The sequence below is a fragment of the Octadecabacter arcticus 238 genome (assembly GCF_000155735.2).
GTDB lineage: Bacteria > Pseudomonadota > Alphaproteobacteria > Rhodobacterales > Rhodobacteraceae > Octadecabacter > Octadecabacter arcticus.
Map to the genome: position 1 here is coordinate 79,110 of NC_020909.1, position 25,031 is coordinate 104,140.

25 protein-coding genes and 9 pseudogenes are annotated in these 25,031 nt (G+C 53.4%); 15 read left to right on the plus strand and 19 right to left on the minus strand.

What is annotated here, in order from left to right; genetic code table 11:
* Positions 1-270 precede the first annotated feature (270 nt).
* Positions 271-885, plus strand: a complete 615-nt coding sequence (locus OA238_RS27355) for a YcbK family protein (RefSeq protein ID WP_187293213.1) — start codon at positions 271-273, stop codon at positions 883-885.
* Positions 886-1,180: 295 nt separating this feature from the next.
* On the opposite strand, the gene OA238_RS27365 is transcribed toward OA238_RS27355, so the two are convergent.
* The 5 genes and pseudogenes from OA238_RS27365 to OA238_RS33255 all read right to left on the minus strand — a co-directional run bounded on the left by OA238_RS27365 (position 1,181) and on the right by OA238_RS33255 (position 3,976).
* The gene (locus tag OA238_RS27365; RefSeq protein ID WP_083906918.1) at positions 1,181-2,350 is read right to left on the minus strand and encodes an ISAs1-like element ISOan1 family transposase; all 1,170 of its coding nucleotides are present in this window, start codon (positions 2,348-2,350) and stop codon (positions 1,181-1,183) included.
* 8 nt (positions 2,351-2,358) lie between these two features.
* Positions 2,359-2,595, minus strand: a pseudogene (locus OA238_RS35375) (transposase); the annotation flags it as partial.
* Positions 2,596-2,613: 18 nt separating this feature from the next.
* Complete coding sequence (locus tag OA238_RS35380) at positions 2,614-2,802, minus strand: transposase (RefSeq protein ID WP_245581575.1); 189 nt, start codon at positions 2,800-2,802, stop codon at positions 2,614-2,616.
* A 140-nt stretch (positions 2,803-2,942) separates the two neighbouring features.
* Positions 2,943-3,755, minus strand: coding sequence for an IS21-like element helper ATPase IstB (istB, locus tag OA238_RS27375; protein ID WP_015497686.1), 813 nt, complete (start codon positions 3,753-3,755; stop codon positions 2,943-2,945).
* Entirely contained in the window at positions 3,752-3,976 is a 225-nt protein-coding gene (locus tag OA238_RS33255; RefSeq protein ID WP_044039077.1) for a hypothetical protein, read from the minus strand. Before OA238_RS33255 ends, istB begins: the two co-directional genes overlap by 4 nt.
* Positions 3,977-3,987: 11 nt before the next feature.
* Here OA238_RS33255 and OA238_RS31090 point away from each other — a divergent pair, with 11 nt between their 5' ends.
* Positions 3,988-4,179, plus strand: a complete 192-nt coding sequence (locus OA238_RS31090) for a hypothetical protein (protein WP_420806505.1) — start codon at positions 3,988-3,990, stop codon at positions 4,177-4,179.
* A gap of 70 nt (positions 4,180-4,249) precedes the next feature.
* On the opposite strand, the pseudogene tnpC (OA238_RS27385) reads toward OA238_RS31090, so the two are convergent.
* The 6 genes and pseudogenes from tnpC (OA238_RS27385) to OA238_RS27410 all read right to left on the minus strand — a co-directional run.
* Positions 4,250-5,428, minus strand: a pseudogene (gene tnpC, locus OA238_RS27385) (IS66 family transposase); the annotation flags it as partial.
* Positions 5,429-5,443: 15 nt separating this feature from the next.
* Positions 5,444-5,665 (minus strand): DUF6444 domain-containing protein, encoded by a 222-nt coding sequence (locus tag OA238_RS34365; RefSeq protein ID WP_051076388.1) that lies wholly within the window; start codon positions 5,663-5,665, stop codon positions 5,444-5,446.
* A gap of 160 nt (positions 5,666-5,825) precedes the next feature.
* Positions 5,826-7,517 carry a hypothetical protein gene (locus tag OA238_RS27395; RefSeq protein WP_015497689.1) on the minus strand — a complete coding sequence of 564 codons (1,692 nt, stop codon included), beginning with the start codon at positions 7,515-7,517 and terminating at the stop codon, positions 5,826-5,828.
* A 270-nt stretch (positions 7,518-7,787) separates the two neighbouring features.
* A pseudogene (locus OA238_RS32340) lies at positions 7,788-7,925 on the minus strand (IS256 family transposase); the annotation flags it as partial.
* Positions 7,926-7,978: 53 nt separating this feature from the next.
* Positions 7,979-8,996, minus strand: a pseudogene (locus tag OA238_RS27405) (IS5 family transposase).
* A 10-nt stretch (positions 8,997-9,006) separates the two neighbouring features.
* Entirely contained in the window at positions 9,007-9,837 is an 831-nt protein-coding gene (locus OA238_RS27410; RefSeq protein ID WP_015497692.1) for a replication initiation protein, read from the minus strand.
* 666 nt (positions 9,838-10,503) lie between these two features.
* Here OA238_RS27410 and OA238_RS27415 point away from each other — a divergent pair.
* The 4 genes from OA238_RS27415 (at position 10,504) to OA238_RS27430 (ending at position 12,850) form a co-directional block, all read left to right on the plus strand.
* The gene (locus tag OA238_RS27415; RefSeq protein WP_015495668.1) at positions 10,504-11,016 is read left to right on the plus strand and encodes an IS630 family transposase; all 513 of its coding nucleotides are present in this window, start codon (positions 10,504-10,506) and stop codon (positions 11,014-11,016) included.
* 227 nt (positions 11,017-11,243) lie between these two features.
* Positions 11,244-12,203 (plus strand): IS1595-like element ISOar1 family transposase, encoded by a 960-nt coding sequence (locus OA238_RS27420; RefSeq protein ID WP_015496121.1) that lies wholly within the window; start codon positions 11,244-11,246, stop codon positions 12,201-12,203.
* Between the two features lie 105 nt (positions 12,204-12,308).
* Positions 12,309-12,527 carry an antitoxin MazE family protein gene (locus OA238_RS27425; RefSeq protein WP_015497693.1) on the plus strand — a complete coding sequence of 73 codons (219 nt, stop codon included), beginning with the start codon at positions 12,309-12,311 and terminating at the stop codon, positions 12,525-12,527.
* Positions 12,518-12,850, plus strand: coding sequence for a type II toxin-antitoxin system PemK/MazF family toxin (locus tag OA238_RS27430; protein WP_015497694.1), 333 nt, complete (start codon positions 12,518-12,520; stop codon positions 12,848-12,850). The genes OA238_RS27425 and OA238_RS27430 overlap by 10 nt, the downstream gene beginning before the upstream one ends.
* A 20-nt stretch (positions 12,851-12,870) precedes the next feature.
* On the opposite strand, the gene OA238_RS27435 is transcribed toward OA238_RS27430, so the two are convergent.
* Both OA238_RS27435 and OA238_RS33260 read right to left on the minus strand, forming a co-directional pair.
* Positions 12,871-13,182 carry an H-NS histone family protein gene (locus OA238_RS27435; RefSeq protein ID WP_015497695.1) on the minus strand — a complete coding sequence of 104 codons (312 nt, stop codon included), beginning with the start codon at positions 13,180-13,182 and terminating at the stop codon, positions 12,871-12,873.
* A 31-nt stretch (positions 13,183-13,213) separates the two neighbouring features.
* The gene (locus OA238_RS33260) at positions 13,214-13,363 is read right to left on the minus strand and encodes a hypothetical protein (RefSeq protein WP_187293214.1); all 150 of its coding nucleotides are present in this window, start codon (positions 13,361-13,363) and stop codon (positions 13,214-13,216) included.
* A 15-nt stretch (positions 13,364-13,378) separates the two neighbouring features.
* Between OA238_RS33260 and OA238_RS27440 the strand changes: the two genes are divergently transcribed.
* The 4 genes and pseudogenes from OA238_RS27440 to OA238_RS35385 form a co-directional block, all read left to right on the plus strand.
* The gene (locus OA238_RS27440) at positions 13,379-13,633 is read left to right on the plus strand and encodes a type II toxin-antitoxin system HicA family toxin (RefSeq protein WP_015497696.1); all 255 of its coding nucleotides are present in this window, start codon (positions 13,379-13,381) and stop codon (positions 13,631-13,633) included.
* Complete coding sequence (locus OA238_RS27445; RefSeq protein WP_015497697.1) at positions 13,630-13,977, plus strand: type II toxin-antitoxin system HicB family antitoxin; 348 nt, start codon at positions 13,630-13,632, stop codon at positions 13,975-13,977. Before OA238_RS27440 ends, OA238_RS27445 begins: the two co-directional genes overlap by 4 nt.
* Positions 13,978-14,170: 193 nt before the next feature.
* Positions 14,171-14,410: pseudogene (locus tag OA238_RS27450) on the plus strand (transposase); the annotation flags it as partial.
* Between the two features lie 93 nt (positions 14,411-14,503).
* Positions 14,504-15,016, plus strand: a pseudogene (locus OA238_RS35385) (transposase family protein); the annotation flags it as partial.
* Between the two features lie 53 nt (positions 15,017-15,069).
* On the opposite strand, the pseudogene OA238_RS31100 reads toward OA238_RS35385, so the two are convergent.
* The 3 pseudogenes from OA238_RS31100 to OA238_RS27470 form a co-directional block, all read right to left on the minus strand.
* Positions 15,070-15,892, minus strand: a pseudogene (locus tag OA238_RS31100) (IS5 family transposase); the annotation flags it as partial.
* Positions 15,893-16,028: 136 nt separating this feature from the next.
* Positions 16,029-17,005: pseudogene (locus tag OA238_RS27465) on the minus strand (IS1595 family transposase).
* A gap of 89 nt (positions 17,006-17,094) precedes the next feature.
* Positions 17,095-17,298, minus strand: a pseudogene (locus OA238_RS27470) (IS5 family transposase); the annotation flags it as partial.
* A gap of 454 nt (positions 17,299-17,752) precedes the next feature.
* Here OA238_RS27470 and tnpC (OA238_RS27475) point away from each other — a divergent pair.
* The 3 genes from tnpC (OA238_RS27475) (at position 17,753) to OA238_RS27485 (ending at position 20,023) form a co-directional block, all read left to right on the plus strand.
* Positions 17,753-19,168 carry an IS66 family transposase gene (gene tnpC / locus OA238_RS27475; protein ID WP_015495332.1) on the plus strand — a complete coding sequence of 472 codons (1,416 nt, stop codon included), beginning with the start codon at positions 17,753-17,755 and terminating at the stop codon, positions 19,166-19,168.
* Between the two features lie 175 nt (positions 19,169-19,343).
* The gene (locus tag OA238_RS27480) at positions 19,344-19,598 is read left to right on the plus strand and encodes a type II toxin-antitoxin system Phd/YefM family antitoxin (RefSeq protein WP_015497701.1); all 255 of its coding nucleotides are present in this window, start codon (positions 19,344-19,346) and stop codon (positions 19,596-19,598) included.
* Positions 19,598-20,023, plus strand: coding sequence for a type II toxin-antitoxin system VapC family toxin (locus tag OA238_RS27485; RefSeq protein WP_015497702.1), 426 nt, complete (start codon positions 19,598-19,600; stop codon positions 20,021-20,023). The genes OA238_RS27480 and OA238_RS27485 overlap by 1 nt, the downstream gene beginning before the upstream one ends.
* Before the next feature lie 185 nt (positions 20,024-20,208).
* Here OA238_RS27485 and OA238_RS34655 read toward each other — a convergent pair whose 3' ends face one another.
* Together OA238_RS34655 and OA238_RS27495 are read right to left on the minus strand one after the other, a co-directional pair.
* The gene (locus OA238_RS34655; RefSeq protein ID WP_275450531.1) at positions 20,209-20,343 is read right to left on the minus strand and encodes a hypothetical protein; all 135 of its coding nucleotides are present in this window, start codon (positions 20,341-20,343) and stop codon (positions 20,209-20,211) included.
* A 71-nt stretch (positions 20,344-20,414) separates the two neighbouring features.
* Complete coding sequence (locus OA238_RS27495) at positions 20,415-20,846, minus strand: hypothetical protein (RefSeq protein ID WP_015497703.1); 432 nt, start codon at positions 20,844-20,846, stop codon at positions 20,415-20,417.
* Between the two features lie 236 nt (positions 20,847-21,082).
* Here OA238_RS27495 and OA238_RS27500 point away from each other — a divergent pair, with 236 nt between their 5' ends.
* Positions 21,083-22,252 carry an ISAs1-like element ISOan1 family transposase gene (locus OA238_RS27500; protein ID WP_083906669.1) on the plus strand — a complete coding sequence of 390 codons (1,170 nt, stop codon included), beginning with the start codon at positions 21,083-21,085 and terminating at the stop codon, positions 22,250-22,252.
* A 3-nt stretch (positions 22,253-22,255) separates the two neighbouring features.
* Here OA238_RS27500 and OA238_RS27505 read toward each other — a convergent pair whose 3' ends face one another.
* A complete protein-coding gene (locus OA238_RS27505; protein WP_015497704.1) occupies positions 22,256-23,434 on the minus strand; it encodes an ISL3 family transposase in 1,179 nt (392 codons plus the stop codon).
* Positions 23,435-23,545: 111 nt separating this feature from the next.
* On the opposite strand from OA238_RS27505, the gene OA238_RS27510 reads away from it, so the two are divergent.
* Positions 23,546-24,370 carry an IS5 family transposase gene (locus OA238_RS27510; RefSeq protein ID WP_015495875.1) on the plus strand — a complete coding sequence of 275 codons (825 nt, stop codon included), beginning with the start codon at positions 23,546-23,548 and terminating at the stop codon, positions 24,368-24,370.
* Positions 24,371-25,031 lie beyond the last annotated feature (661 nt).

The window sequence follows — 25,031 nt, forward strand, 5'->3', positions numbered from 1 at the left end:
TTGAACAACGCGGCGAGTGCTTGCGCAACAGCATTTGGCACAAACTATTCTGCTCAAATAAGCTCCTGGATTTCCACACGTCGATCTGCCTACCAAGCATCTTGGAGGAAACCGACCAATGTTGGAAGCTTAGTGGCCTGATGAATGGAACGGCAAGCCATGCGCGTCTTTGTATGCTAAAACGTTCAAATGAGTAGCGCAGCGCCCATGTCGCGACGCGCTTTTGTTGCTGGTCTGGTTTCTATACCGGCTGGTGCAGGAGCTGCACCATTGATCGACCTAACTAGCGGAAAGGGGCTGTATTCACAGACCTACGCGGCTCCCGAACTCTCCTCTGGTGGAGGTGTTCTGAACCTTTATGGACGAGAAGTTGATGTTCCCGTGGCTAACCTCGCGCCTAATCTTTCACGGGGCCGCGGGCCATATCTGGCGCAACCACTGCGCCTAAGCTTGCTGAACGTAAATACGGACGAACGTATGCAGCTTGACGTGCCTGCCTCATTAGAATTTGGGTGGGTTCAGCAACGTCAACTTAACCAGTTTCTACGGGATTGGCGTGATGACAAGGTAAAAAAAATAGACCCTATAGTGTTGCACGATCTGGTCAAAATTTGTGGAGCTTTTATGGGCCCCAGTCAAAATTTAGATGTGCGAATTACATCTGGCTACCGGACGCAAAAAACCAATGATATGCTACGCCGTCAAAGCCGTCAGGTCGCACAAAATTCACTCCACATACAAGGCAAAGCGATTGACTTTTCGCTGCCTGAAGTTCCTATTAGGGTTCTGGCCGCTAAAACTCGGGAGATTTGTGGTGGCGGTGTAGGATCATATAGCACCTTCGTTCATATCGATAGTGGGGCCGCTCGCCAATGGAGCGCATAGATTTGAGGCGAACCCACACGTGGAGTTAACGCTACACTGACATGATGCCAAGCATATACATTATATCCGATATACCGCAGCTACGGCAAAACCCGAAATTTTTCATGAGTTATGACGCGGAAATTGTCTGAGACTTGGCTTCGGAAGGTTTTCCACTCATTTTGGATGGTTTCGCGAAAGAATTTCAGGATCGCATTCGCGAACAGTTTTTGTGTCCGGTGATATCGATTGTGCGTCACATGTTGATGCATGACCGCCCATAATCGCTCGATGGGGCAGGGGAATCGCATGAGATTTAGGTGTTAATTATTTCGGCGAGGAAATCATCATCCCATGATGCAATGTGGCGCTTTGATCGCAGGCTATGCTTCCCCTTTACGGAGCGCAGCATGTTGCTTGCAGCGTGTTTTATGGTCGTAAAATTCGCTGGAGCATTGCCTTTTCGGATACGGCATTCATCGTCGCGAAACACCATGTCCATGACCCAATGCAGCCCGTTTTCTATTCCCCAGTGGTCACGGATGGCTTTGGCGTGATGTTCAGCATCTGATGTCATTGATGAAATGTAATAGCGGGTTTCGGCGCGCGTTTTATCCTGCAGGATGGCGTGGTACTGGACCATAACGATGCTTTTCAAACCGGGCCAATTGTGGTCCGCTTTAAGCCAGTCAATATCCGTGCACACTGTGACCCTCCTTGTTTCGATACGGCCATGAGACTTCTCTACCGTTTCGTGGTAAGTGACTGTTGTGTCGTCATAATCTACGGCCGCCTGTTCCGTCATGAATAATTCTGTGTCCTTGCGTAGGCTGCCCTGATTACCCTTCAAAGCGAGGATGTAGTCTGCTTCTTTGGAGATGATCTTCGCGGCGATTTCGCGTTGGCATCCCATAGCGTCGATGGTGACAATAGCCCCCTTCAGGGTGAGCAGTTCCAACAGTTCTGGTATGGCCGTTATCTCGTTGGACTTGCCGTCCACCTGCCGTTGCGCCAGCGTCAGATTCCATTCCGAACTCCAGGCCGAGATCATGTGAATTGCGGCCTTGCCGCCAGCTTTATCCAGGCTGCGGCGAGAGGTTTTCCCATCAATCGCGACCACTCCAGTCACCGTCTTGTTAAGGGAGGCCGCCCAGTCGATAAAACAGGCCTGAAACGCCTCGGCATCCAAGGCCGCAAAGATGTTTCCAAGTTGGTCATGGGACGGTGTCCCGTCTGCAAAAGGTAGAAAACGCTTCAAAAAGCCCAGTTTCTTGGTCCCATATATCGAGATGGCCGTCCAGTCATTGGCACCTGACAAAACAGCGCATAGGGTTAAGAGGAGTATTTCCGGCAAAGGGTAAGTCACTTTAACCTCTTGACGTGAATCGCTTATCTCTGAAAAATGCGTAAGAAATTCAATGGGATGGATCTCAGGTGAACTTGGGGTTGGCATGGCATATGACCTCGTTAAAACAGTAAAGATCACCCATCGAATCAGCCTCTACAACATTTGTCGACATCGTTATTGTTCATGCGATTGCCCTGCTCGATGGGGTTGAGATGCGGGCAATATGGCGGCAACTGGATAAGATGCATGCGGCAGTCTGGCCTTGCGAGAAAGGCCCTGACATCTGGCCCTTTGTGATAGGCGGCATTGTCCCAGAAAACGTGGATCATTCGCTTGTCGGGATTGCGAGCCTCAATCTTGGCCAGAAGTTGCGCGGCACTAACGCCGTCGACGGTGGTTGGCTAGACAAAGGGCGTGTCGAAGGTTTCGAGGCTCAGCGCGCCATGGATGTTTACTCGGCCACGCCCTGCTGTAGTTTTGATCGCCGGGTTTGATCCTGCCTTTACCCAGCCATGGCTGGGTTTTGTCTGATATTCAGGATGTACAGCATCAACGAAATAGACGGCTTCATCTGCGCCCAGATCGCCCATCAGACGTTCGTTGTAGCGCGACAATCTAGATGAGAAGAGCGCGTCAATCAGGATGAGAAACCGTGGTCGCGACATTTTTGATGTTGGTAGGTTTTTCCGCCGCGATCAAGGTTTTTGTGGTTTTTGATTGTCGCTGCGCGTCAATCAGGTTGCGTGTTGACGGATGCCGCTCTTTGAGGCGGGCGTCCATAGCCCTTAGCTTGCTCGGCGGCCCTACGCCGGTAACTTTCGACGTTCATCTCAAAGATGGTCGCATGGTGAACGAGCCGATCGACGGCGGCTAACGTCATGGCAGGATCAGGGAAGACGGTATTCCATTCACCAAAGGGCTGGTTGGCCGTGATCAGCATGGAGCGGCGTTCGTATCTGGCACTGATAAGTTCAAAGAGAACGCTGGTCTCGGCCTGATCTTTGGTGACGTATGTGATGTCATCAAGGATCACGAGATGGAACTTGTCGAGCTTCGCAATGGCACTTTCGAGGACGAGATCACGTCGGGCCTGCTGCAGCTTTTGGACCAGATCTGTGGTCCGGCTAAAGAGAACGCGATAGCCTTTCTCGACAAGTGAGTGGCCGATGGCCGAGGCAAGATGCGACTTGCCCACACCCGGCGGGCCAAACAGCAGGATATTGCTGCCCTTTGTGATCCAACTGTCGCCGGCGGTGATCGCACTGACGTGAGCTTTTGACAGCATAGGCACGGCGGTAAAGTCGAAGGCCTCGAGCGTCTTACCAGGCAACAGACATGCCTGTGCAAGATGTCGTGCGATACGGCGACGATCGCGTTCGGCGAGTTCGTGTTCCACCAGAGCGGCAAGTAACCGAGAGGCGGGCCACCCTTCCTTGTCGGCTTGCTCCGTAAACTGCGGCCAGAGTGCTTTGATGGCCGGTAGACGCAATTCATTCAACGCGAGGGTGAGGCGGGCGGTATCGGTCTGGGACGACGGTATCATGCTGGAACCCCCTCAGCGGATACCGCACCGCTGAGCAACTGATCATAGGATGCCAGATCTGCCATCTTCACCTCGACCTGAGGAAGCGCTCCCTTTGATGGACCGAAGAGTGCCCGCAAGGCAGTTATGTCAGGCGGACGCTTCTGGCGAAGATCTTCCTCAATCTGGGCAGCCAGTTCCGCCTCACATCCACCTGATCCAGCTGCCGCCCTATTGCCCACACCTAAATCCAATTGAAAGGCTCTGGGCCGTGATGCACCAACACGTCACCCACAATCGAGCCTATCCCACGCAAAAGCTCTTTACCGAAGCCATTCTGAAGTTCTTGCGGAAAATTATCCCAGAGCAATGGCACAACTTCCGAAATCAGGTCACTGATAACTTCCACATCATTTCAGACCAAAATCTTCGGGTTTTGGAGTGAGTGGAGTATAATGTTTTTGTAACTCCCAAGGACCCCATCGGATATCGGGTTTTGTGTTGCCCTTGCGACGTTAGAGCCGAGCGATGATCTGTTGTGGTGATAGGGTGAGTGTTTCGAGGATATTGCCCCCGTGTTTTCTGACCGTCGAGATGACGGATCTGATGTCAGCGAAGACCTGCGCGCCCTCGAGGGTGCGGAAAGTTCCCGAGATTTTCATGCGCAACTTCATCATGCGCAGGTCCCGTTCGGCCTGATTGTTGGTGAAGGGAACTGTGAAGTCCGTAAGGAACCTTAGGACGTCATCACGGTAGTCGCGCAAGCGGACCAGAAGGTTATGGCCTGGCCGCCTGGCTTTTCGGCCTCGCGCACCAGTGCGTCTAGCCAGTGGGTCTTGTCGCTCATGGAAGGCGAGGCCCTCGGTGAGGATCGCCATGTATTTGGTGAGGATGTCGTGGTGAACCGACGTGGGGAGTTCGGTCTCGCCTCGCCCCTGAGCCGCGCACTTGAGCTGATTGGCGCTGTTGAGCAGCACGCTCATCGCGCACGCCCACGGCTCCTTTTCGATTTCTTCGATGGCCTTGAGTTCCCGTAAATGATGCGCCCCGCACAGGGCGTGCGCGTCCACCCCACTCATATGGGCGTAATAGGACTTCCAGTGGTCATGAACAATTGTCCCGCCGGTCAGGAAGGATGGAACAGCACCGCGCTTGGCGCTGATGCGATAATGCGTGAAGGCGAGATCGCTGATTGAGTGCAGCCAGTGCAGCTTACCAGCAACACGAAGTCCGGTCTCATCCAGATGCCGAACGCCGCCTTCATTGAGCCGGGCCAGAATGTGTTCGACGACGCCACCCAAGGTACGCGCTGTGCCGTTCACCCAGTTGGTCACGCTGGCCGCGCATAGGCTGGTGGCACCAAACAAATCACGCAGGAGTTGGCAGACCCGATCCTCGGGGATCAGCTGCTGAACATTGCAGTAGACCGCCGCCGCCCGAATGCGCTTACCGTATTGCACGTGTGTATTCACGCCATCGGGAAAGGTGGCTGTCGTCGTGGCTCGGCAATAGCCACAACAATAAATCGCTGCCTGATGCTCTGTGACCTCCAGACGTGGCACCGGTATGTCATAAACCTGACGCCTCTCCACCGCCTTGATCATCCCAGCCGTTAAGCCATGCTGACAGGTGCCACAGGCCTCAGCCTCATGTCGCTCCACAAAGTCAGGCGTTGCTGTCTGACGTAGGGTGTCGCCTCGGTGGCCAACTTAACCACCACTTTTCTTACCGGACTTACCACGCAGGCTACGCGGTACCGGCTTCTTCAACCCATCACTCGAAGGCGGCTTGCTGCTATTACTGCTGTTCTTGGTCAACTGACGCCGCAGATCCGCATTCTCTTGCGCCATGCTCGCCAACGCGGCTTCCAACTCGGCGATCCTGCGCAGAGCCGTGGCGAGGAGTTGTTCAAGAGCAGTAACTTGGTCCATTCCACCAATGATTCAGAGAAATCGTCACAGCGCCACGAAATTCAGACCACAACAGAAAATTCATGCGCCTAATGGCCAAGGAGACTCACATCAAAACTGACAAAAACCCGTTATCGGCTGGGGTGCTTGGGAGTTACATGTTTTTTAGCTAAGATTGAAGCTAGCGTCGCCAACCGTATTTTTTCTGGTTGCGACGCCTTTTGCTGCGATCCCGTTCAATGCTTGATACCCAAACGCCTATCCATAGTAGATACACCAAAAGTTCAGCGGCCTTTGGGGGCATGCTGCTCACCGCATTGGTTTGTGTTCCGTCTGTTGAAGCGAGAGGCTGGAAAAATATGGCTGAAACCAAAGAATTGGATTGCGCGGTATTATGTTCGAGTGCTTGCAAGTTAGCCTGTAATCCAGTGTCAACAGAAGTCACTCTGCTATCAGAATTAAGAAAATAAGTTGCAAAATCGTTCAACTTATCGAGTAAGCTATGGCCGTAAGCGAGGTTTTCGATGGTTGGCTCGTTCGCATTCAGCACCACGAAGACCTCGTGAGTTTCATCGTTGAGTGATAAGATAGGGTGCCCTTGGGGAGCGAGCTGAACGGCTAGAGGCGAGCCGTTCAGCGTTGCAGTGACAGTGTCTCCCATAGGATTGTAAATTAGCGAATACATGAGACGGTTCATTGGGATTGCCTTGGCCTTGTCATGCTCCTGCAGTAATGTATTCTGGCTTTTGGTCGCGCCAAAGATCGCCGCGATCATATTGCGCTCCTGTGCTGCCATCATTTCAAAACAGTCTTCATCGAAATCGATTGCGCCGGTTTCTGCGGCTTCTATACCAAGCGTAGCAGGCAAAACGGGGGTGCGTGCAAAGCCGTATATGGGTTGGGAAACAATTTTGCGCAGCCTGTGCAGCAGCGCCTGCGCAGCCAACCTCTCTGCTGGTGTCGGTAAATTAGCTGCGCTTTTGACACTATATGCAATCGATACAAGATGTTTGATCAGGGTATTAATTTCACGCATTAACGCTGTCATACGGGTAAGCAAAGAGGCTATGGTCTCTTCGGATTGTAAATACGCCTGCCCAAGTTTAAGGGCAGTGACAACATAGCCTGGAACCAGACTTTCCATCCTATTTTCGGCAAAAGTGAGCTCCTTGCCATTCAGGTCGACGACAGTGTCCTGTGCCGCAATTTCGCGCATCGCAACAACAAGAGAACGGTTCCCAAATTTAGTGGATGACCAGAGCATTTGCTGTATTGCATCGACAGATGTAGGTTGTAGCGCTTGCGATGCACCAGGAAGGGTTTTGACGATAATTACCAATCCATTTTCAGTCTGGACCAGAGAGGATTTCAGCCCAGAAATGTCGTTAAGGCTTTGGACAAATTTTTTGACTGTAACTTTGCCGCCGCTAATCGAGAGCGTCTGAGTCGTCTCGGTTGTGGCTACTTTCAGGGGGCTGACGATGTGGCACAAGGCGGTTTCAGGTTTCGTATTTTGTGTCAACCTGAACACAATAATTTGGGGGTTAGCCAGTTGGCGTACAATGATGTCAGCTGAAAACGCCTTGGCATGCGACGGGGTTGTCACGCTGATCTCCACTGTACTTGGAGCGTTGCTCACAACCTTGAAATCCGTCCCAGACAAAGTACCCAGTGAGGACTTAAAGGCGCTTACTGCCATGAAGATTTTGGCCTTAAGCGAAATCACAACATCTAGACTGGCTGCAACTCGCTCGCCCTTGGCGAGGCTCTGGGAGCTGTGGAGTTTATCTATCTGTGGTGCCGCCCCTTCAGACCATATGTTAGGCTCAGATGGAGCGCCACTGTGAAGAAACAGGGACTTAATATTGATCATAAAATGTTCCCACTTAACAAGTGTAACGTCTTACTGCTCAGATTATTTAATTTGAGACTGTTCGTCGTCAGGGTTTTTGGAACCAAAGGTGGCTTAAACTAAGAGAGTGTTTGGCTCATCTGGTTGGTTTCATTATGCGGCGCGCTGGCGGTGATGCAAGCGGCGTGCTTCGAGTGTCTTTCGTTTGATCCTTTCCCTTTGTTTTAGAATGGCTTTGTCACGTCCGAAGTAGACGTCTGGAGTTATGCCCAAAAGTTGGTGACGGCCTGATTAAGCGGCTTTTTGAAGTTGCTTGATCCCGTCTTTGAACTCAACCCCTTGAATGACTTCGGGTAGGCGATTGGTGCCGCAGAGCTTTCGCCATTTCTTCTTGGCTGACATCATCAGCTTGAAGACCATGGCGAGTGGCCGTGTTGCATGGATCAGGTGCGGCGCGGAACGCGCCCTATCCGAGACGGAATTCAGGCGGTGCGTTGGAAATTGGGACGGCCAAGTTCGGTCATCCGATTGAGTATGCGGACACCAATCTTGGTTTCTGTTTTCTGATGTTTGAACGAGCGTGCCTTGAGTTTGGGCCCGATCACGGTCTTCCAGCGACTCATTAGGGTTTCAGCCCGGCTGCGTTGATTGTAGCCGGAAGCCATCTGCCAGCCCATCCGCCCGCGGACTGAGATGTCGGCAATATGGCGATCGCGCACTGTCGGATCCTGTGCCGCGTTCGGGCTCAGTACTGCGTTTTTGGGAGGCGGGATCGTGACCTCGATTGTCGATCCAAATCGAGCGACAAGCAAGTCAGATGTGGGTTCTCCATCGTAAGCTCCATCCATTGCCTGGCAGGCAATTGCGAAGCAAATGCCGAGAGGGGGCGAGAAACAGATCAACAGGGCTGTCGACTTGATCCAACAGGTCCGGTAGCGCTGTCGGATCGCCGACCTCATCCGTGGTCAACTCGGAACAGACGATCTCGCCACTGACAAGATCAAGGCCGAGGTGGAGCTTGCGCCAAGAGCGCCGTTTGCCCTTGGTTTTATGCTTCTCTTCTAACCACTCACCTTCCCCGAAGATTTTGAGGCCGGTACTGTCAACCGCCAGGTGGATCGTGGCTCGGCTGTTTTCTCGGGGCGCCGTTTGTAATATCAGCCCGTTACTCCGACGCGATAGTGTGGAAAAGTCCGGTACCGCGATCTCAGCTCCCAGCAGCCTCGCAATGGAGCGCATCAAGCCCTGAGTTTGACGCAGCGGTTGCTTGAAAACCATACCCAACGTCAAGCACAGCTCAATTGCCAGATTGGAGTAGCGCCGCTGACCACCCCGCGTCGTTCGACGCGCGGCTGACCACAAACCAATTGCGTCTTCGCTGATCCAAACCGTCAGGTCACCGCGCCGCCGCAAACCTTCATTGTACTCAGCCCAGTTGGTCACCCGCTGCTTTTGTTTCGGGATCTTGTCACGGCGACCGGCATTGAACTTGTGCGGCATTTACAGCATCCTACTGAGAACGGAACGCCTCACTATCAAACCACGCGGGATCTATGCAACAACGCCCCTTGGAGTGATCCTGTTCACGCTTTACCTTGGTCAGGTCCTCTTTGACTTTCCAAGCGATCTCGACCTCTGCCACCGTGCGCCCGATCTTGTGATAGGTCGCCGTCAGGTGCAGCCGGGTCAGGTCGCTGTTGATCTCGACAATCGCGGGTAACAATACGTCTTTTTTAAGGTCTGCAAAGCGCTTCACCTTTCCTTCGGCTATGCCAAGAACGGCCCGCAACTCTGGCACGGTTAGGCGCTTACTAGTGACGTGCTTGAGGTTAGTCAGGCTGCTGATGTACTGGAACAGAAGCACGGAATACTTGCTGCCCAGATGGAACACTGCCTGCCTATCCAAAATGGCCCAATGATTGGATTCACTAGCCATGCGACGGAACATGGACCCGAACGTCCACGTGATGAGTGTATCGCCACTGACCTCATGGCGATAATCAACAACCGCCTCATCCAGAAAGCCGCCGATCACTGTCCGCATTTTTGTAGGATCGTCCGTGGTCAGGGTCGCAGCCCGCAATTCCTGAAACAACGGTACGACTGTTTGCCGCGTGTGGTTTTGTAAGCCCGTAATCTTCTTCAGGTCAGAAAGCCGTATCTCGTGGCGCACATCAGCAGCCATACGCCCGCCCGCTGTTCCGATCATCAAGTGCATCAACTTGAGCGCTTTCAGACTTGGAACGTGTTGCATGTAAACGCCCTGCGCAACTTCGGCTGGCAGGACGGTTTTAGTCTGGTCATAGGCGCGATCAGCGGCCACTTCGATTGTTTTTCCCATAGGTGTTTTTTAGGTGGACTTTTCCACCTTGTAAATCCGCGATTTAGTCCCGATCCCACTTATAGCCGCGCAATCCATTGAAAATAAAAGACGAATTCCCCCTGAACTTATAGAAAAAGAAAGGCGCTACGCGCTTTTTGGTAAAAATTTGGGGTGGTTTTGGTGCTTGTTGATACGTTTTGCCCCCGACAGAGGGTGCGCCTCCGGCGCTGATCACGGCAACGGTCGGGAATTTGCAGGGATTGAATAGGGCCCGTTTTCTGCCCGTGGTGGCAGATCCAGAAGACTAAAAACCCCCACTCCGGGCGGATCAAAAACACAGTATGGAGCCAAAATTGCATTTTTGGTAGACATTACGCATATCCTGCAACTCAAACACCCCTCCCCAGAGCTGCTTCAGTTCCAGCTGAGTGCAGGATGCACCCTGCGCCTCGTTCCTGGTCTTTTGATCCCCGACCCGCCTTCAGGCTTCTACGGCGCTCTCAGCGGCTCCTGTGGCCTTGAGGGTGTCAGGCTAAGACCTCAGCGGACAAGAAGGGTTGGTGATCTGTCTGGGCCGCGTTCGGAAGGCGTGTCATACCAGCGGCCAGAATATCTGACTCATTTATTTGGTTTTAAGTTTTGGTAAACTCTGAATCAATAACCTCCATAGATTGGGAGGTGCTCATGGGTGGAGCCATAAAAATTACGCGCACGGATATGTCTGCGAAAGATTTGCGCCGTGCGGCAAAGCGAACCAAGGATGGGCGGGTTGTACGGCGACTACTGGCCATAGCGCTGGTGCTTGATGGGGTGGATCGTGAAACGGCTGCCCGCAGCAGTGGTATGGATCGACAAACACTTCGGGATTGGGCGCATCGCTTTAACGCAGAAGGCATTGAGGGGTTATCGGATCGGAATGGCAAGGGGGCAAAACCACGGTTGTCGCCCAAGCAACAGGCGCAATTTGTGGCGTGGGTGGAGGCCGGGCCCGACCCAGTAAAAGATGGCGTAGTACGATGGCGTTGTGTCGACTTGCAGGCTCGTGTTGAAGAGGAGTTCGACGTGAAACTGCATGTGCGTACAATTGGGAAATATCTAACCAAGCATGGCTTTCGCCGCCTGTCTGTGCGTCCAGAGCATCCGAAAACTGATCGCGAAGCGCAGCAGACTTTTAAAAAAACTTTGCGAGCCTCGTAAACGATACTCTGCCAGAACATGCAAAGGGGAAGCCTCTTGAGGTATGGTTCCAAGATGAAGCCCGCGTTGGACAACAGGGGACACTCACCCGTAAATGGGCCAAGCGTGGAACTCGCCCGCGCGCACCCCGTGATATACGCTTCAAATGGAGTTATATCTTGGCTCAATTCGCATTAGCTATGCACTCCCCAATGATATAGAACAAAAAGTGAACGCAGGAGGCGCGCATGGACCATCACGACTATCTGGCCTGGCTATCTGAGATTGATGATCTGTCCTCGTACCAGCGGATTGCAACGGTTCGGTTGCTGGCTGGTCAGCCGTCGCTGGAAGCCGTGATCGGACTGTTGGAGGAGCGGATCGGGACGGCACGAAACTGTCCGCATTGTGCGGCGGGCGGGGCTGTGATCCGAGGCCGCTCTAACGGGCTGAAGCGGTATTTTTGCAAGATCTGCAGCAAAACCTTCAACGCCCTAACTGGGACGCCGTTAGCTCGGCTGCGACACAAAGATTGCTGGACAGAATTTGCTGGGTCATTAAGCGATGGCGACACGGTGAAGACCTCGGCGGCGCGCTGCGGGGTGGCCAGCAGCACGGCTTTTCGCTGGCGTCACCGCTTCCTGCGGGCTGTGACGGCTGGCGCGATCAAACTGCGCGGTATCGTCGAGGCCGATGAGACGTTTGTCTTGAGCAGTCGTAAAGGCGAACGGAACCTCGATCGCAAGGCCCGCAGGCGCGGCGGCAAGGCGTCCAAACGGGGGGTATCGCATGAGCAAGTTCCAGTTTTGGTGGCCGCCGACCGCTCCGGCGCGACCGTCAGCGCCATATTGCCGGCGGTGTCTGCCGCTCATTTGCAAGCGGTTTTGCAGCCAGTTCTTGACCAGGACGCCCTGCTGGTCACTGACGGCTGCACCAGTTATCCGCCCTGCGCCGCCGCGATGGGCATCAGCCATGAGGCGCTCAACCAAACCGCTGGCGAGCGCGTCCGGGGAGAACTGCACATCCAGACCGTCAACAGCCGCCATGAGCGGCTCAAGTCCTTTCTTCGTCGCCATCGTGGCGTCGCCACCAAGTATCTCGACAGCTATCTCAGATGGTTTCATCTCGCAGTGCTTCCAAGGCAGCCAACACCACGCGCAGTCCTCGCCGCAGCAGCAGGTATCCTGCCGGTTAGACCATGTGCATAGCTAATGCGAATTGAGCCTATATCTTTGGTGCCGCCGTTTATTGAACGTCGTAGAGGGTTGAAATAGGCACTCCTGTTCGTTACATGTAACGAATAGGAGTGTACCATGCCAACACCTGTTTCAGAACGTGTCCAGAAGCGCCGCGATACCCTGCGGGCCGCTGGACTTCGCCCCGTGCAAATTTGGGTGCCTGATACCCGCCGCCCTGGCTTCGCCGCAGAGTGCCGCCGACAAGCCGCTCTAGTGGCACAGGCAGACCAGCTCGACACTGGGCTTTCAGACTTCATGGATGCCGCTCTTGCTGACTTGGACGAATGGAAGTGAAGCGCGGTGATCTGGTGACTGTTGCTTTGCAAGGCGACTATGGAAAACCGCGCCCGGCGCTTGTCATTCAGGCTGACCAGTTTGCTGATCTGGGGTCGGTTGTGATTCTGCCGATCACATCCACGCTGATCGATGCACCGCTCTTGCGCCCCACTGTAGAGCCGTCGCCAGACAACGGCTTGCGAAAGGCGTCACAGATCATGCTGGACAAACCAATGACGGTGAAGACCGACAAGATAGGGGCAGCTTTTGGCCACCTCGATGACGCATCAATGGTCAGCGTGAACAGATCGCTGGCGCTGGTTTTGGGGTTGGCCGGATAGGTCGCTCAAAACCAGCGTTTTTAGATCGCAAAGTCGTCTAGCGATTTCCCTGCTGAGAGCCCATCCTTGATCCAATTTGGCTGTCTACCACGCCCATTCCAGGTGAGCGATGAATCTTCTGGATGCTTATACTTGGCGGGCGAAGCAACTTTAGCTTTTTTACTACCCATAAGATCCGCCAGCTTATATCCATGCTTCTGCGCAACTTCCTCTAACTCTGCAATCGCGTCTGCACGCTTACGATCTTCAAAGCTTGCTATCGCTTTAGCTGCATCTTTTTGCAATTTATTCAGTTCTTCGATGGACAGTTTTTCCAAGTCAGTGATCGCCATAGTTTCAACTTTCTCTCTAAGTATTCGGCTCTCATTTACCGTCGGAAAGTTTCAGCAGCAACACCAAATGGCGAGGGGCACCCGCTTCCAGTCCACTCCAAAAACCACCGTTTGTTGAACGGAACATCTGGTTGGCAATAGGCTCAAAAAGAGCAGACATGCTTGCATTAAGCGCAAGCATGTCTTATATGGCCTTATGAACAACAAGCACCGCAAAGCACTTGCCACTGTTTTCACTGACCCAGTGTCAGGAACGGTAGAATGGACAGCGATTGAAAAGCTACTCATCGCCGCTGATGCCGAGGTCGTTGAAGGCAACGGTTCGCGGGTGCGCTTCGTGAAGGATGACGAGGTTGAGACGTTTCATCGTCCACACCCAGCCAAGGAAGCTAAGCGGTATCAAGTCCGCGCAGCTCGAGCGTTTTTGGAAAGGATAGGGGTCAGGCCATGACAAATACGATGACTTACAAAGGTTACTCTGCCCGCATCGAATATGACGATGAAGACGGCATCATGACCGGCCAGATTGCTGGCATCCGTGACGGCGTAGGCTTCCACGCAGACAGTGTGGAAGAGCTGAAAGACGCGTTCCATGAGGCCGTCGATGATTACGTCGATACATGCGCCAAGATAGGCAAGGAACCACAGAAGCCATACTCTGGCCGTGTGATGTTTCGCGTCGATCCAGAGGTCCACCGCAAGGCTGCACTGGCAGCAGAGCTGTCAGGCAAAAGCCTGAACCAGTGGGCAGAAGAAGTTCTTAATCGTGCGGCGCATAGTGGGCATCCGGCGTGAACTGATAGCTTGGGCAACACGATCCCGGGCCAGACAGTCAGCCTGATGCAGCTCACCGCCAGTATGGACTTCAGCGCTCCGATCTCAGTCTCTACAGGCGCTCTGGAGCTGACAGGAGGCCTCTCGGGGGCGTTGTTGCAGGGACCCCGGCGGGGTCTGCTAGGCACCCAGCTTGCCAACGACTTGGATATTCATGATGCCGCACAAATTCAACGCGTACCGCCTCCACAAGTTTGAAAAGAAGCGACAGAAGGTCACCAACTGGCGAGTTTACAATGAAGGCCTGCGTCAGCGTGGTGATGTGACAATTTGGTTGAGCCCTGAAGTTGAAGATAAGTGGCTTGCCGACAACCGTCAGACGCCAGGCGGCCAACCCACATACTCTGATATGGCCATATCAGCATGCCTGACGCTGGGTATGGTTTTCAATGAATAAGTTCAGATAGATGTGAGACTGATTTTTGTTGCCAAGATTTAGGCGGCCTCGGAGACTGAGTATTGTAAGAAACCAACTCACGAGGCCAATATGCAAATCCTAAGACAGCACAAGAACGTTTATAAACTTTATGCATGGGCGCGAACACAAGAATGTTTGGATGCATATCGTATCAAATACGAAGACAGGGTTCGGCATTGGAACGCCTTACGCGCAGAAGGCGTTTCCCTAACTAAATGCGCTGAATTTGTCGGCATCTCCCGCGCGACATACTACCGTCACAAGCGGATATTGAAGGACTTGGCTCAGGCAATTCTACCGCCATCAAAGGCTCCGAAGCACCGCAACAAGACACAGTGGGGCAAGGCAGAAAAGCAGTTGGTGCTTGATGTTCGGCGCGATAATGAAACCTTTGGAAAGGAGGAAATCGGGGTTGTTTTGCGCCGTGATAAAAACCAAACCATAAGTGATAGCACCGTGGGGCGCATCCTGAGTTTTTTACGACAGAAAGGTCTGATCACACGATCAAGGTCTGCACCCCAAAAGCGTACACGTAACTTCTCCAAAGGCCATGCCAAAGGGTGGAAATACAAGGATTACAGGCCGTGTTGCATGGATCAGATGCGGCGCGGAACGCGCCCTACCCGAGACGGAATTCAGGCGGTACGTTCGAAATTGGGACGGCCAAGTTCGGTCATCCGATTGAGTATGCGGACGCCAATCTTGGCTTCGGTTTTCTGATTTTTGAACGAGCGTGCCTTGAGTTTGGGCCCGATCACGGTCTTCCAGCGACTCATTAGGGTTTCAGCCCGGCTGCGCTGATTGTAGCCGGAAGCCCTCTGCCAGCCCATCCGCCCGCGGACTGAGATGTCGGCAATATGGCGATCGCGCACTGTCGGATCCTGTGCCGCGTTCGAGCTCAGTACTGCGTTTTTGGGAGGCGGGATCGTGACCTCGATTGTCGATCCAAATCGAGCGACAAGCAAGTCAGATGTGGGTTCTCCATCGTAAGCTCCATCCATTGCCTGGCAGGCAATTGCGAAGCAAATGCCGAGAGGGGGCGAGAAACAGATCAACAGGGCTGTCGACTTGATCCAACAGGTCCGGTAGCGCTGTCGGATCGCCGACCTCATCCGTGGTCAACTCGGAACAGACGATCTCGCCACTGACAAGATCAAGGCCGAGGTGGAGCTTGCGCCAAGAGCGCCGTTTGCCCTTGGTTTTATGCTTCTCTTCTAACCACTCACCTTCCCCGAAGATTTTGAGGCCGGTACTGTCAACCGCCAGGTGGATCGTGGCTCGGCTGTTTTCTCGGGGCGCCGTTTGTAATATCAGCCCGTTACTCCGACGCGATAGTGTGGAAAAGTCCGGTACCGCGATCTCAGCTCCCAGCAGCCTCGCAATGGAGCGCATCAAGCCCTGAGTTTGACGCAGCGGTTGCTTGAAAACCATACCCAACGTCAAGCACAGCTCAAAGGCTTATCCCTTTTAGTCCGGTTGCCCCACATGTTGACGCGGCGCAGAATCTTGCCCTTGTGGCTTTAGAGGCGGATCGGATCAGTTTGTAACGTCTGGTGGGTTTATAGGGCGTGGCTTTTGCCGTGAACGAGGCCCTTCAGGCGCGCTGTTTAACAAAATCACGATATGTCGCTGGCCCGAGACCAACACCGATCCCCAGCAGCGTGTCGAAGGCGCTTCGCATGTGTCGCCGTCGGTTCCAGCGGAACACGAATTCGTCGAGATAGCGTTGTAGATGGCACTTTCTGAGGCCGTGGAAGACGCCTTTTGCCCACGTTTTTAGGTTGGAGAACACGCGGTGGACCCAGTGGAGTATGTCGTGTGCCTTCTTGCCGCTGACGACCTTTGCCTCATGCGTGTTTGCAGGAGGATTTTCGTAACCGAGCCAGCCATCCGTGATGATGTGAGCGCCAGGCTCTACAGCCTGACCAATGAACCCGTGCAGCGTCTTTGACGCGCCGTCGGGAATGTGTTTCATCCTGATACGGCGCGGATGTCCGTCACTTGATAACTCGACGGCACAGACGACAAACATCTTTCCAACCGGGCTGCGCCCACCCTTTGGCCGGTCCTCGGGATCATGCCGGGACCGGAACGGCATCTCTGTTTCATCGATTTCGACAAGGTCTTTTAGGGGGTTGCGGTCAGGGTTGACCATCGACCGCCGCAGCTTTTGCAAGAGGAGGTCGCCGAGAAGCGCCATCGGTCCGAGCGACGATGGCGACCCGTCTTGTAGCTGCCAAGGCCAAGTTGCGCCTGAAGTTGCAGCGCTGACATGCCGTTGGAATGGCTGGTGATGATGTGCGCGGCAAGAAACCAAATTCGCAACGGCAAATGGCTGCTGTGCATTACCGTGCCAGCCGTCACGGATGTCTGCCGTGCGCAACCGGCACATTCCCAAGTCGCGCGATTTCGCTTTAACGGCCAGCCCTTGCAGGTGCCACAGGAAGGACAGACGAAGCCCTCAGGCCAACGATGTTCCACCAGATAATGCGAACACGCTTCCTCATCAGAAAACCTGGCGTCGAACGCGGGGCGGGACATGGGTTTGTCGTTTTTCCATCTGGCTGGCATGGGAAGAACAATACCAGAACATTCTAGATTGGCAAGCCGCTTCGCACTACATCAGGTGCCGCCGGAGCAAAGGGGATAAGCCTTCACAGCTCAATTGCCAGATTGGAGTAGCGCCGCTGACCACCCCGCGTCGTTCGACGCGCGGCTGACCACAAACCAATTGCGTCTTCGCTGATCCAAACCGTCAGGTCACCGCGCCACCGCAAACCTTCATTGTACTCAGCCCAGTTGGTCACCCGCTGCTTTTGTTTCGGGATCTTGTCACGGCGACCGGCATTGAACTTGTGCGGCATTTACAGCATCCTACTGAGAACAGAACGCCTCACTATCAAACCACGCGGGATCTATGCAACAACGCCTGTATACACCCTGTGCCACCTCAGCAGGCAGCACCGTTTTAGTCTGATCATAGGCGCGATCAGCAGCCACTTGCGTTGTTTTTCCCATGCCTAGCGAATAGGCTAGGTTGGCTGATTAGTAAACTAGCACAATTGGCTGGATCCCTAGTCTCAAACAGGGAAAATACTTCATTACCAGTAGGTTATGCCACTTGACCTTATAGAACTTAAGAACAAGAAAGGCGCTACGCGCTTTTTGATAAATTTATTTGGTAACTCCCAAGCACCCCAGCCGATAACGGGTTTTTGTCAGTTTTGATGTGAGTCTCCTTGGCCATTAGGCGCATGAATTTTCTGTTGTGGTCTGAATTTCGTGGCGCTGTGACGATTTCTCTGAATCATTGGTGGAATGGACCAAGTTACTGCTCTTGAACAACTCCTCGCCACGGCTCTGCGCAGGATCGCCGAGTTGGAAGCCGCGTTGGCGAGCATGGCGCAAGAGAATGCGGATCTGCGGCGTCAGTTGGCCAAGAACAGCAGTAATAGCAGCAAGCCGCCTTCGAGTGATGGGTTGAAGAAGCCGGTACCGCGTAGCCTGCGTGGTAAGTCCGGTAAGAAAAGTGGTGGCCAAGTTGGCCACCGAGGCGACACCCTACGTCAGACAGCAACGCCTGACTTTGTGGAGCGACATGAGGCTGAGGCCTGTGGCACCTGTCAGCATGGCTTGACGGCTGGGATGATCAAGGCGGTGGAGAGGCGTCAGGTTTATGACATACCGGTGCCGCGTCTGGAGGTCACAGAGCATCAGGCAGCGATTTATTGTTGTGGCCATTGCCGAGCCACGACGACAGCCACCTTTCCCGATGGCGTGAATGCACACGTGCAATACGGTAAGCGCATTCGGGCGGCGGCGGTCTACTGCAATGTTCAGCAGCTGATCCCCGAGGATTGGGTCTGCCAACTCCTGCGTGATTTGTTTGGTGCCACCAGCCTATGCGCGGCCAGCGTGACCAACTGGGTGAACGGCACAGCGCGTACCTTGGGTGGCGTCGTCGAACACATTCTGGCCCGGCTCAATGAAGGCGGCGTTCGGCATCTGGATGAGACCGGACTTCGTGTTGCTGGTAAGCTGCACTGGCTGCACTCAATCAGCGATCTCGCCTTCACGCATTATCGCATCAGCGCCAAGCGCGGTGCTGTTCCATCCTTCCTGACCGGCGGGACAATTGTTCATGACCACTGGAAGTCCTATTACGCCCATATGAGTGGGGTGGACGCGCACGCCCTGTGCGGGGCGCATCATTTACGGGAACTCAAGGCCATCGAAGAAATCGAAAAGGAGCCGTGGGCGTGCGCGATGAGCGTGCTGCTCAACAGCGCCAATCAGCTCAAGTGCGCGGCTCAGGGGCGAGGCGAGACCGAACTCCCCACGTCGGTTCACCACGGCATCCTCACCAAATACATGGCTATCCTCACCGAGGGCCTCGCCTTCCATGAGCGACAAGACCCACTGGCTAGACGCACTGGTGCGCGAGGCCGAAAAGCCAGGCGGCCAGGCCATAACCTTCTGGTCCGCTTGCGCGACTACCGTGATGACGTCCTAAGGTTCCTTACGGACTTCACAGTTCCCTTCACCAACAATCAGGCCGAATGGGACCTGCGCATGATGAAGTTGCGCATGAAAATCTCGGGAACTTTCCGCACCCTCGAGGGCGCGCAGGTCTTCGCTGACATCAGATCCGTCATCTCGACGGTCAGAAAACACGGGGGCAATATCCTCGAAACACTCACCCTATCACCACAACAGATCATCGCGCGGCTCTAACGTCGCAAGGGCAACACAAAACCCGATATCCGATGGGGTCCTTGGGAGTTACTTTATTTGAATGATTTTGGCGCTTAATTTACCCGCCCTAATCTAGTCATTGAAGGGTTCAGATTGACATTATAGCTTGTTGTAGTAATGTTACTACATTAAGGTGCTTAGAAGGATGTGAGCAATGGGAATGACAACGATCAACAGTCGGACGTTCAATCAAGACGCCAGTGGTGCAAAGCGGGCTGCGCAAGAAGGGCCTGTGTTCATCACAGACCGGGGCAAACCCGCTCATGTCTTGCTCAGCATTGAAGCCTACAGACAGCTTGCTGGACTGCAGGAAAGTATTCTCGATTTGCTTGCTGATCCAGAGGCGGCAGACGTATCGTTTGAACCGGATCGCTTGGGTAGCCTCACACGTCCCGCTGATTTGTCCTGATGTTCATTCTCGATACGAACGTGGTCTCCGAGCTCCGCAAAGCAAAAACAGGTAAGGCGGACACCAACGTCGTTGCATGGGCCGCTGATCAAGATCCGTCCGCGCTTTTTCTGTCTGCTATCACGCTCTTGGAACTTGAGATGGGTGTCAGGCAAATGGAAAGGCGTGACAGCACTCAGGGCGCCGCTTTGAGGGCGTGGATGGCTGATAGGGTGCTTCCGGCCTTTGAGGGCCGCATTTTATCCGTAAACGGGCCTGTCGCGCTCTGCTGTGCCGCTTTGCATGTTCCAGACCCCCGCAGTGACCGGGACGCCCTGATAGCCGCGACAGGGATCACTCACGCCATGCCAATCGTCACACGCAATGTTGCGGATTTTGAACCGACAGGCGTGCAGATCATCAACCCTTGGAAGCCGATGCCATGACAACCAGCAGCCCGACAGCTACAGATCTTAGGAGCAGAGTCAGCCACCATCTAGGGTATCCAGCGCGGACTTGCAGACGTTAAAGCTGGCCGGACGGTGAGCCATAAAGCCGCCATGGCATCTTTGCAAATGATCATCGACGCTGCGGCGAACGATATTGTTTGAGCCGAGGCATGGCCGGACGTTCACTGGTCCGGCGCGTTGATCCAGATCGCGCAATAGCTGAACCCGTAGTCCTGTTCGATCACCTGCCCGCCTGCGCTGCTGCAATAGATGCCCGGATATTGCCCGAACTCATTGGCGTCTCCTCGTCCCTGCATCCATGCCATCGCAGAGTTGGCGCGTCTGTTCGAGGTCAGCACAAACACCATTAGGCGCGCTTGAAGGAGAACTACCCCTGTTTGCCGAATACCCGCGCCCACAATCCTTGACGGGGCCTCCCCTGCCCCGCGTCAGTGAGCAAGGCTTGTCCTTTTTTAGCTACTCCCCGCCATTCGTCGCGCTCTTCTTTGAATTCGTCTAACCGCTGTAGCGTCGCCTTAAGTTCGGCTCGTAAAGTTGCGATTTCTATGTCTTTTTCGGTGTAGCGGTCACCTGTATCAACATGTAGCGTGCTATGGTTTTGATGTAGTGTAGCGCTTGTATCATCTGTATCAGATACTTTCAGATCACCATACACTCGCAACAGCTCGGACGTATCCAAGCTTGGCTTTCCATCTTTACCAATAACCTTTGAAACCTTACCGGTCTTAATGTGTCGCAACAATGTAGACCGAGCAACGCCCACCCGTCTTGCAGCCTCTGATATTGTTACTTGTGTCATGTAGCTACTACCTATCTCATAGTGATCTATGATGTAGTGTAGCGCTCTAGTTTGTTACAAACAATCTTTCGGCTCTTCTCCGCTTTGTTGAGTTATTCTAGGATTTCAAATAGAACATAGATTGATTATCTGGGATGGATGATTGTCTAATTTTGAGTTTGAAGTATTCGGTATCCCCAAGGCAATCGCATGAACAATAACGATGTCGACAAATGTTGTAGAGGCTGATTCGATGGGTGATCTTTACTGTTTTAACGAGGTCATATGCCATGCCAACCCCAAGTTCACCTGAGATCCATCCCATTGAATTTCTTACGCATTTTTCAGATATAAGCGATTCACGTCAAGAGGTTAAAGTGACTTACCCTTTGCCGGAAATACTCCTCTTAACCCTATGCGCTGTTTTGTCAGGTGCCAATGACTGGACGGCCATCTCGATATATGGGACCAAGAAACTGGGCTTTTTGAAGCGTTTTCTACCTTTTGCAGACGGGACACCGTCCCATGACCAACTTGGAAACATCTTTGCGGCCTTGGATGCCGAGGCGTTTCAGGCCTGTTTTATCGACTGGGTGGCCTCCCTTAACAAGACGGTGACTGGAGTGGTCGCGATTGATGGGAAAACCTCTCGCCGCAGCCTGGATAAAGCTGGCGGCAAGGCCGCAATTCACATGATCTCGGCCTGGAGTTCGGAATGGAATCTGACGCTGGCGCAACGGCAGGTGGACGGCAAGTCCAACGAGATAACGGCCATACCAGAACTGTTGGAACTGCTCACCCTGAAGGGGGCTATTGTCACCATCGACGCTATGGGATGCCAACGCGAAATCGCCGCGAAGATCATCTCCAAAGAAGCAGACTACATCCTCGCTTTGAAGGGTAATCAGGGCAGCCTACGCAAGGACACAGAATTATTCATGACGGAACAGGCGGCCGTAGATTATGACGACACAACAGTCACTTACCACGAAACGGTAGAGAAGTCTCATGGCCGTATCGAAACAAGGAGGGTCACAGTGTGCACGGATATTGACTGGCTTAAAGCGGACCACAATTGGCCCGGTTTGAAAAGCATCGTTATGGTCCAGTACCACGCCATCCTGCAGGATAAAACGCGCGCCGAAACCCGCTATTACATTTCATCAATGACATCAGATGCTGAACATCACGCCAAAGCCATCCGTGACCACTGGGGAATAGAAAACGGGCTGCATTGGGTCATGGACATGGTGTTTCGCGACGATGAATGCCGTATCCGAAAAGGCAATGCTCCAGCGAATTTTACGACCATAAAACACGCTGCAAGCAACATGCTGCGCTCCGTAAAGGGGAAGCATAGCCTGCGATCAAAGCGCCACATTGCATCATGGGATGATGATTTCCTCGCCGAAATAATTAACACCTAAATCTCATGCGATTCCCCTGGCGGTATCCCTGATGCCCCTGGCTAGTTTGCGGATCATTCCTATACTGACATTACCAGCCTCTATCCTGGCGCTTGTCAGCTTGTGTTTCGCGTAGTTGCATATGCCCACACAATGTTTTCTTAGGGATTTTGCGAACTTTTTCAGATAGAGCATGTGTGACTGATCTGCGATCAGGCACCAATTTTCCAGTTGCTCTGACATCCCCTCAAATGATGGGGCGCTCCACAGAGCCTGAAGCTGTTCTTTTAAGACGTAAAGCGTATTCAGGTTGCTATTGCTCTCCAGCAACGTTTGCAGCTTGTTACTTTGTTTTTCATTCAACTTATCCGCATTTTTGAGCAACAGATAATGCGTGCCCTTCATCAACTCTTTACCACTTGGATCGGCCTTCCTGAACTCAAGGCGACGCTGATTATGGATAGCCTTGCTGTAGTTTTTCATGACGTGGAAACGGTCAAATACGATGTCGGCCATCGGCAAGGACTCCCTGACAGCCTTTTGGTAGGCAGGCCCCATATCCATCGACACGGCCTTTATTTTATGGGCTGTATCTGGCCGCAGCTGTTTCAAAAACCTTGAAAAAACTTCGGCAGTTCGACCGGCTTCCACCCAGATCAGATGCCCTCCGACCATATCGTAGACCACCGTCATATAGTCATGACCTTTCGCCCGGGCCACTTCATCGACACCAATGTATTCCAAGCCAGCAAGCTGTGCGGGATCAAGCGCAGGGAGCGTTTCCATCAGGTATGCCTTGTCGATATTCTTTACCGTCTCCCATCGTATACCTAAATGCCTGGAGACAGCCAGAATGGATAAATGACGGCACAATCCACTGATAAGATGGCAAAATCGATGGGTGAAACGGCACCCTTTATCAACAAAAGGACACGCCTCAATGCGGCGCTCACCCTTGCTAATAAAAACCTGCGCTAGCTCAATCTCAATCACACAAGGATACCCAAAAAACGGGATGTCGTTTACTTGTCGGCGAATATGTTGGTTGATGCTACCCTTCTTGCCGGTTGCAGGGTCTATAGCGCTCCTGCGGGCATCCCGACTGCACTGAACAATAACCTTCGCACCGTCTTCAGCCAGCTCAATTTCATTTACACGTTGCCCCTTCAGGCGTAAAATATGTTGCGAGATGTCGATGGTCATATACCTGCCCTATGTAAAGTTGTCAGAAACCTAAGAGCCCGATTTAAAACTATTTGAGTGAGTTCAGTAGTTTGTGATTCTGTTCGGTTGTGAAGCTGAATGGAGATCACAATGGCTTGGACTAAACTCACCCGCCGTCAACATGACCGAAATGGCGATAAATACGCAAGCGATATGAACGATGCGGAATGGGCGTTGATAGCGCCTTCAATGCCGCCACCGAAGACAACTGGTCGGCCCCGTACGACACGTTTGCGCGACGTGGTTGACGCGCTCCTCTACATTGCAACGACCGGATGCCAATGGCGTATGTTGCCCAACGACTTCCCTCCGGTTTCAACGGTTCGGGGCTATTTCTACGCGTGGCGTGATGACGGCTTGCTTGATGAGATAAATCAGAAGCTGGTCGAAGCTGCGCGTCTGGCCGAGAACCGCAAAGCCCAGCCAACGGCAGGGGTCATAGATAGCCAGAGCGTAAAAACCACTGAAAGCGGTGGTACTAGGGGGTATGATGCGGGCAAACGGATCAAGGGCCGCAAGCGCCACATCGTAACCGATACGGTTGGATTGCTGATAGGCTTGGTGGTCCACAGCGCCGGAATTCAGGACCGGGATGGCGCACCCGATGTGCTGAAAGTGATCGCCTTGCGCTATCCATCATTGCGACATGTATTTGCGGATGGCGGGTATGCAGGACCCAAACTGCGGGACGCGCTAAAGGCCCTCGGCCGATGGACCGTCCAGATCGTCAAACGCTCTGACACCGCGGAGGGCTTTGAAGTGCTGCCGCGGCGGTGGGTCGTCGAGCGCACCTTCGCCTGGCTGAACCGATGTCGCCGCCTATCGAAAGATTGGGAGAAATCCATCGCAAGCGCAGAGGCTTGGATCCTCATCGCGCATATCAGACGCGTCACACGGCATCTCACAAAGAATTGAGAACGTTCAGTTAGTTTTGAATCAGACTCTAACATATCAACAGGTTACTTGATGGTCAGCATCTTTTCTTACTCAACAAAGCGGAGAAGAGCCATTATTCGTGTAACATTTTGAACGATGAAAATCGCGCAAGCCAAATGCATACCGCTTGCAGCCCACCGCGAGCGCCAGGGACTTAGCCCTCAAAAATCATGCGTGGGTGGGCGTGAGCTGTGGTATCACTCGCCCATGCGCGACGGCGATAAAACCCGTCCTTCAAGGTAGATACCGTCAAGAACCTGTGGTTTGACCATGGGGCAGCTACGGGCGGCACCATCCTCGACCTCGTGCGAGAGCTCTGTTCCTGTGATTTACGCGACGCGCTCGCGCATCTCGACAAGACCGGGCTCTACTCCCCGGCGCTCTCGGCCCTGACCACCTCTGCCGGGATCTCGCGCGGCGCTCCGCGCCGGTCATAGACTGAGCCAGAAAATCAGATTTCTGTGGGTGAAAAAGAGAAAAGTGTTCCCTTGGAATTGGTGGAGAGCAAGCCGCTCGAGCATCCAGCTTTGCTGCAATATCTCGCAAAGCTGGGTATCAACCATGACATTGTGCGCCAACACCTCTCTCAGATCGATTTTAAGGCTCCTCAGGGTGCTTGGAACTACTTTGCCCGGGGGGG

What these genes read in the sequence shown, in the direction of transcription:
- OA238_RS35380 (WP_245581575.1), bottom strand. Translation starts at nt 2,802, where the DNA reads ATGGGCGATCTGGGCGCAGATGAAGCCGTCTATTTCGTTGATGCTGTA.
- istB (WP_015497686.1), bottom strand. Translation starts at nt 3,755, where the DNA reads ATGATACCGTCGTCCCAGACCGATACCGCCCGCCTCACCCTCGCGTTG.
- OA238_RS34365 (WP_051076388.1), bottom strand. Translation starts at nt 5,665, where the DNA reads ATGGACCAAGTTACTGCTCTTGAACAACTCCTCGCCACGGCTCTGCGC.
- OA238_RS27395 (WP_015497689.1), bottom strand. Translation starts at nt 7,517, where the DNA reads ATGATCAATATTAAGTCCCTGTTTCTTCACAGTGGCGCTCCATCTGAG.
- OA238_RS27410 (WP_015497692.1), bottom strand. Translation starts at nt 9,837, where the DNA reads ATGGGAAAAACAATCGAAGTGGCCGCTGATCGCGCCTATGACCAGACT.
- OA238_RS27415 (WP_015495668.1), top strand. Translation starts at nt 10,504, where the DNA reads ATGGGTGGAGCCATAAAAATTACGCGCACGGATATGTCTGCGAAAGAT.
- OA238_RS27420 (WP_015496121.1), top strand. Translation starts at nt 11,244, where the DNA reads ATGGACCATCACGACTATCTGGCCTGGCTATCTGAGATTGATGATCTG.
- OA238_RS27425 (WP_015497693.1), top strand. Translation starts at nt 12,309, where the DNA reads ATGCCAACACCTGTTTCAGAACGTGTCCAGAAGCGCCGCGATACCCTG.
- OA238_RS27430 (WP_015497694.1), top strand. Translation starts at nt 12,518, where the DNA reads ATGGAAGTGAAGCGCGGTGATCTGGTGACTGTTGCTTTGCAAGGCGAC.
- OA238_RS27435 (WP_015497695.1), bottom strand. Translation starts at nt 13,182, where the DNA reads ATGGCGATCACTGACTTGGAAAAACTGTCCATCGAAGAACTGAATAAA.
- OA238_RS33260 (WP_187293214.1), bottom strand. Translation starts at nt 13,363, where the DNA reads ATGCTTGCGCTTAATGCAAGCATGTCTGCTCTTTTTGAGCCTATTGCC.
- OA238_RS27440 (WP_015497696.1), top strand. Translation starts at nt 13,379, where the DNA reads ATGAACAACAAGCACCGCAAAGCACTTGCCACTGTTTTCACTGACCCA.
- OA238_RS27445 (WP_015497697.1), top strand. Translation starts at nt 13,630, where the DNA reads ATGACAAATACGATGACTTACAAAGGTTACTCTGCCCGCATCGAATAT.
- tnpC (WP_015495332.1), top strand. Translation starts at nt 17,753, where the DNA reads ATGGACCAAGTTACTGCTCTTGAACAACTCCTCGCCACGGCTCTGCGC.
- OA238_RS27480 (WP_015497701.1), top strand. Translation starts at nt 19,344, where the DNA reads ATGGGAATGACAACGATCAACAGTCGGACGTTCAATCAAGACGCCAGT.
- OA238_RS27485 (WP_015497702.1), top strand. Translation starts at nt 19,598, where the DNA reads ATGTTCATTCTCGATACGAACGTGGTCTCCGAGCTCCGCAAAGCAAAA.
- OA238_RS34655 (WP_275450531.1), bottom strand. Translation starts at nt 20,343, where the DNA reads ATGCAGGGACGAGGAGACGCCAATGAGTTCGGGCAATATCCGGGCATC.
- OA238_RS27495 (WP_015497703.1), bottom strand. Translation starts at nt 20,846, where the DNA reads ATGACACAAGTAACAATATCAGAGGCTGCAAGACGGGTGGGCGTTGCT.
- OA238_RS27505 (WP_015497704.1), bottom strand. Translation starts at nt 23,434, where the DNA reads ATGACCATCGACATCTCGCAACATATTTTACGCCTGAAGGGGCAACGT.
- OA238_RS27510 (WP_015495875.1), top strand. Translation starts at nt 23,546, where the DNA reads ATGGCTTGGACTAAACTCACCCGCCGTCAACATGACCGAAATGGCGAT.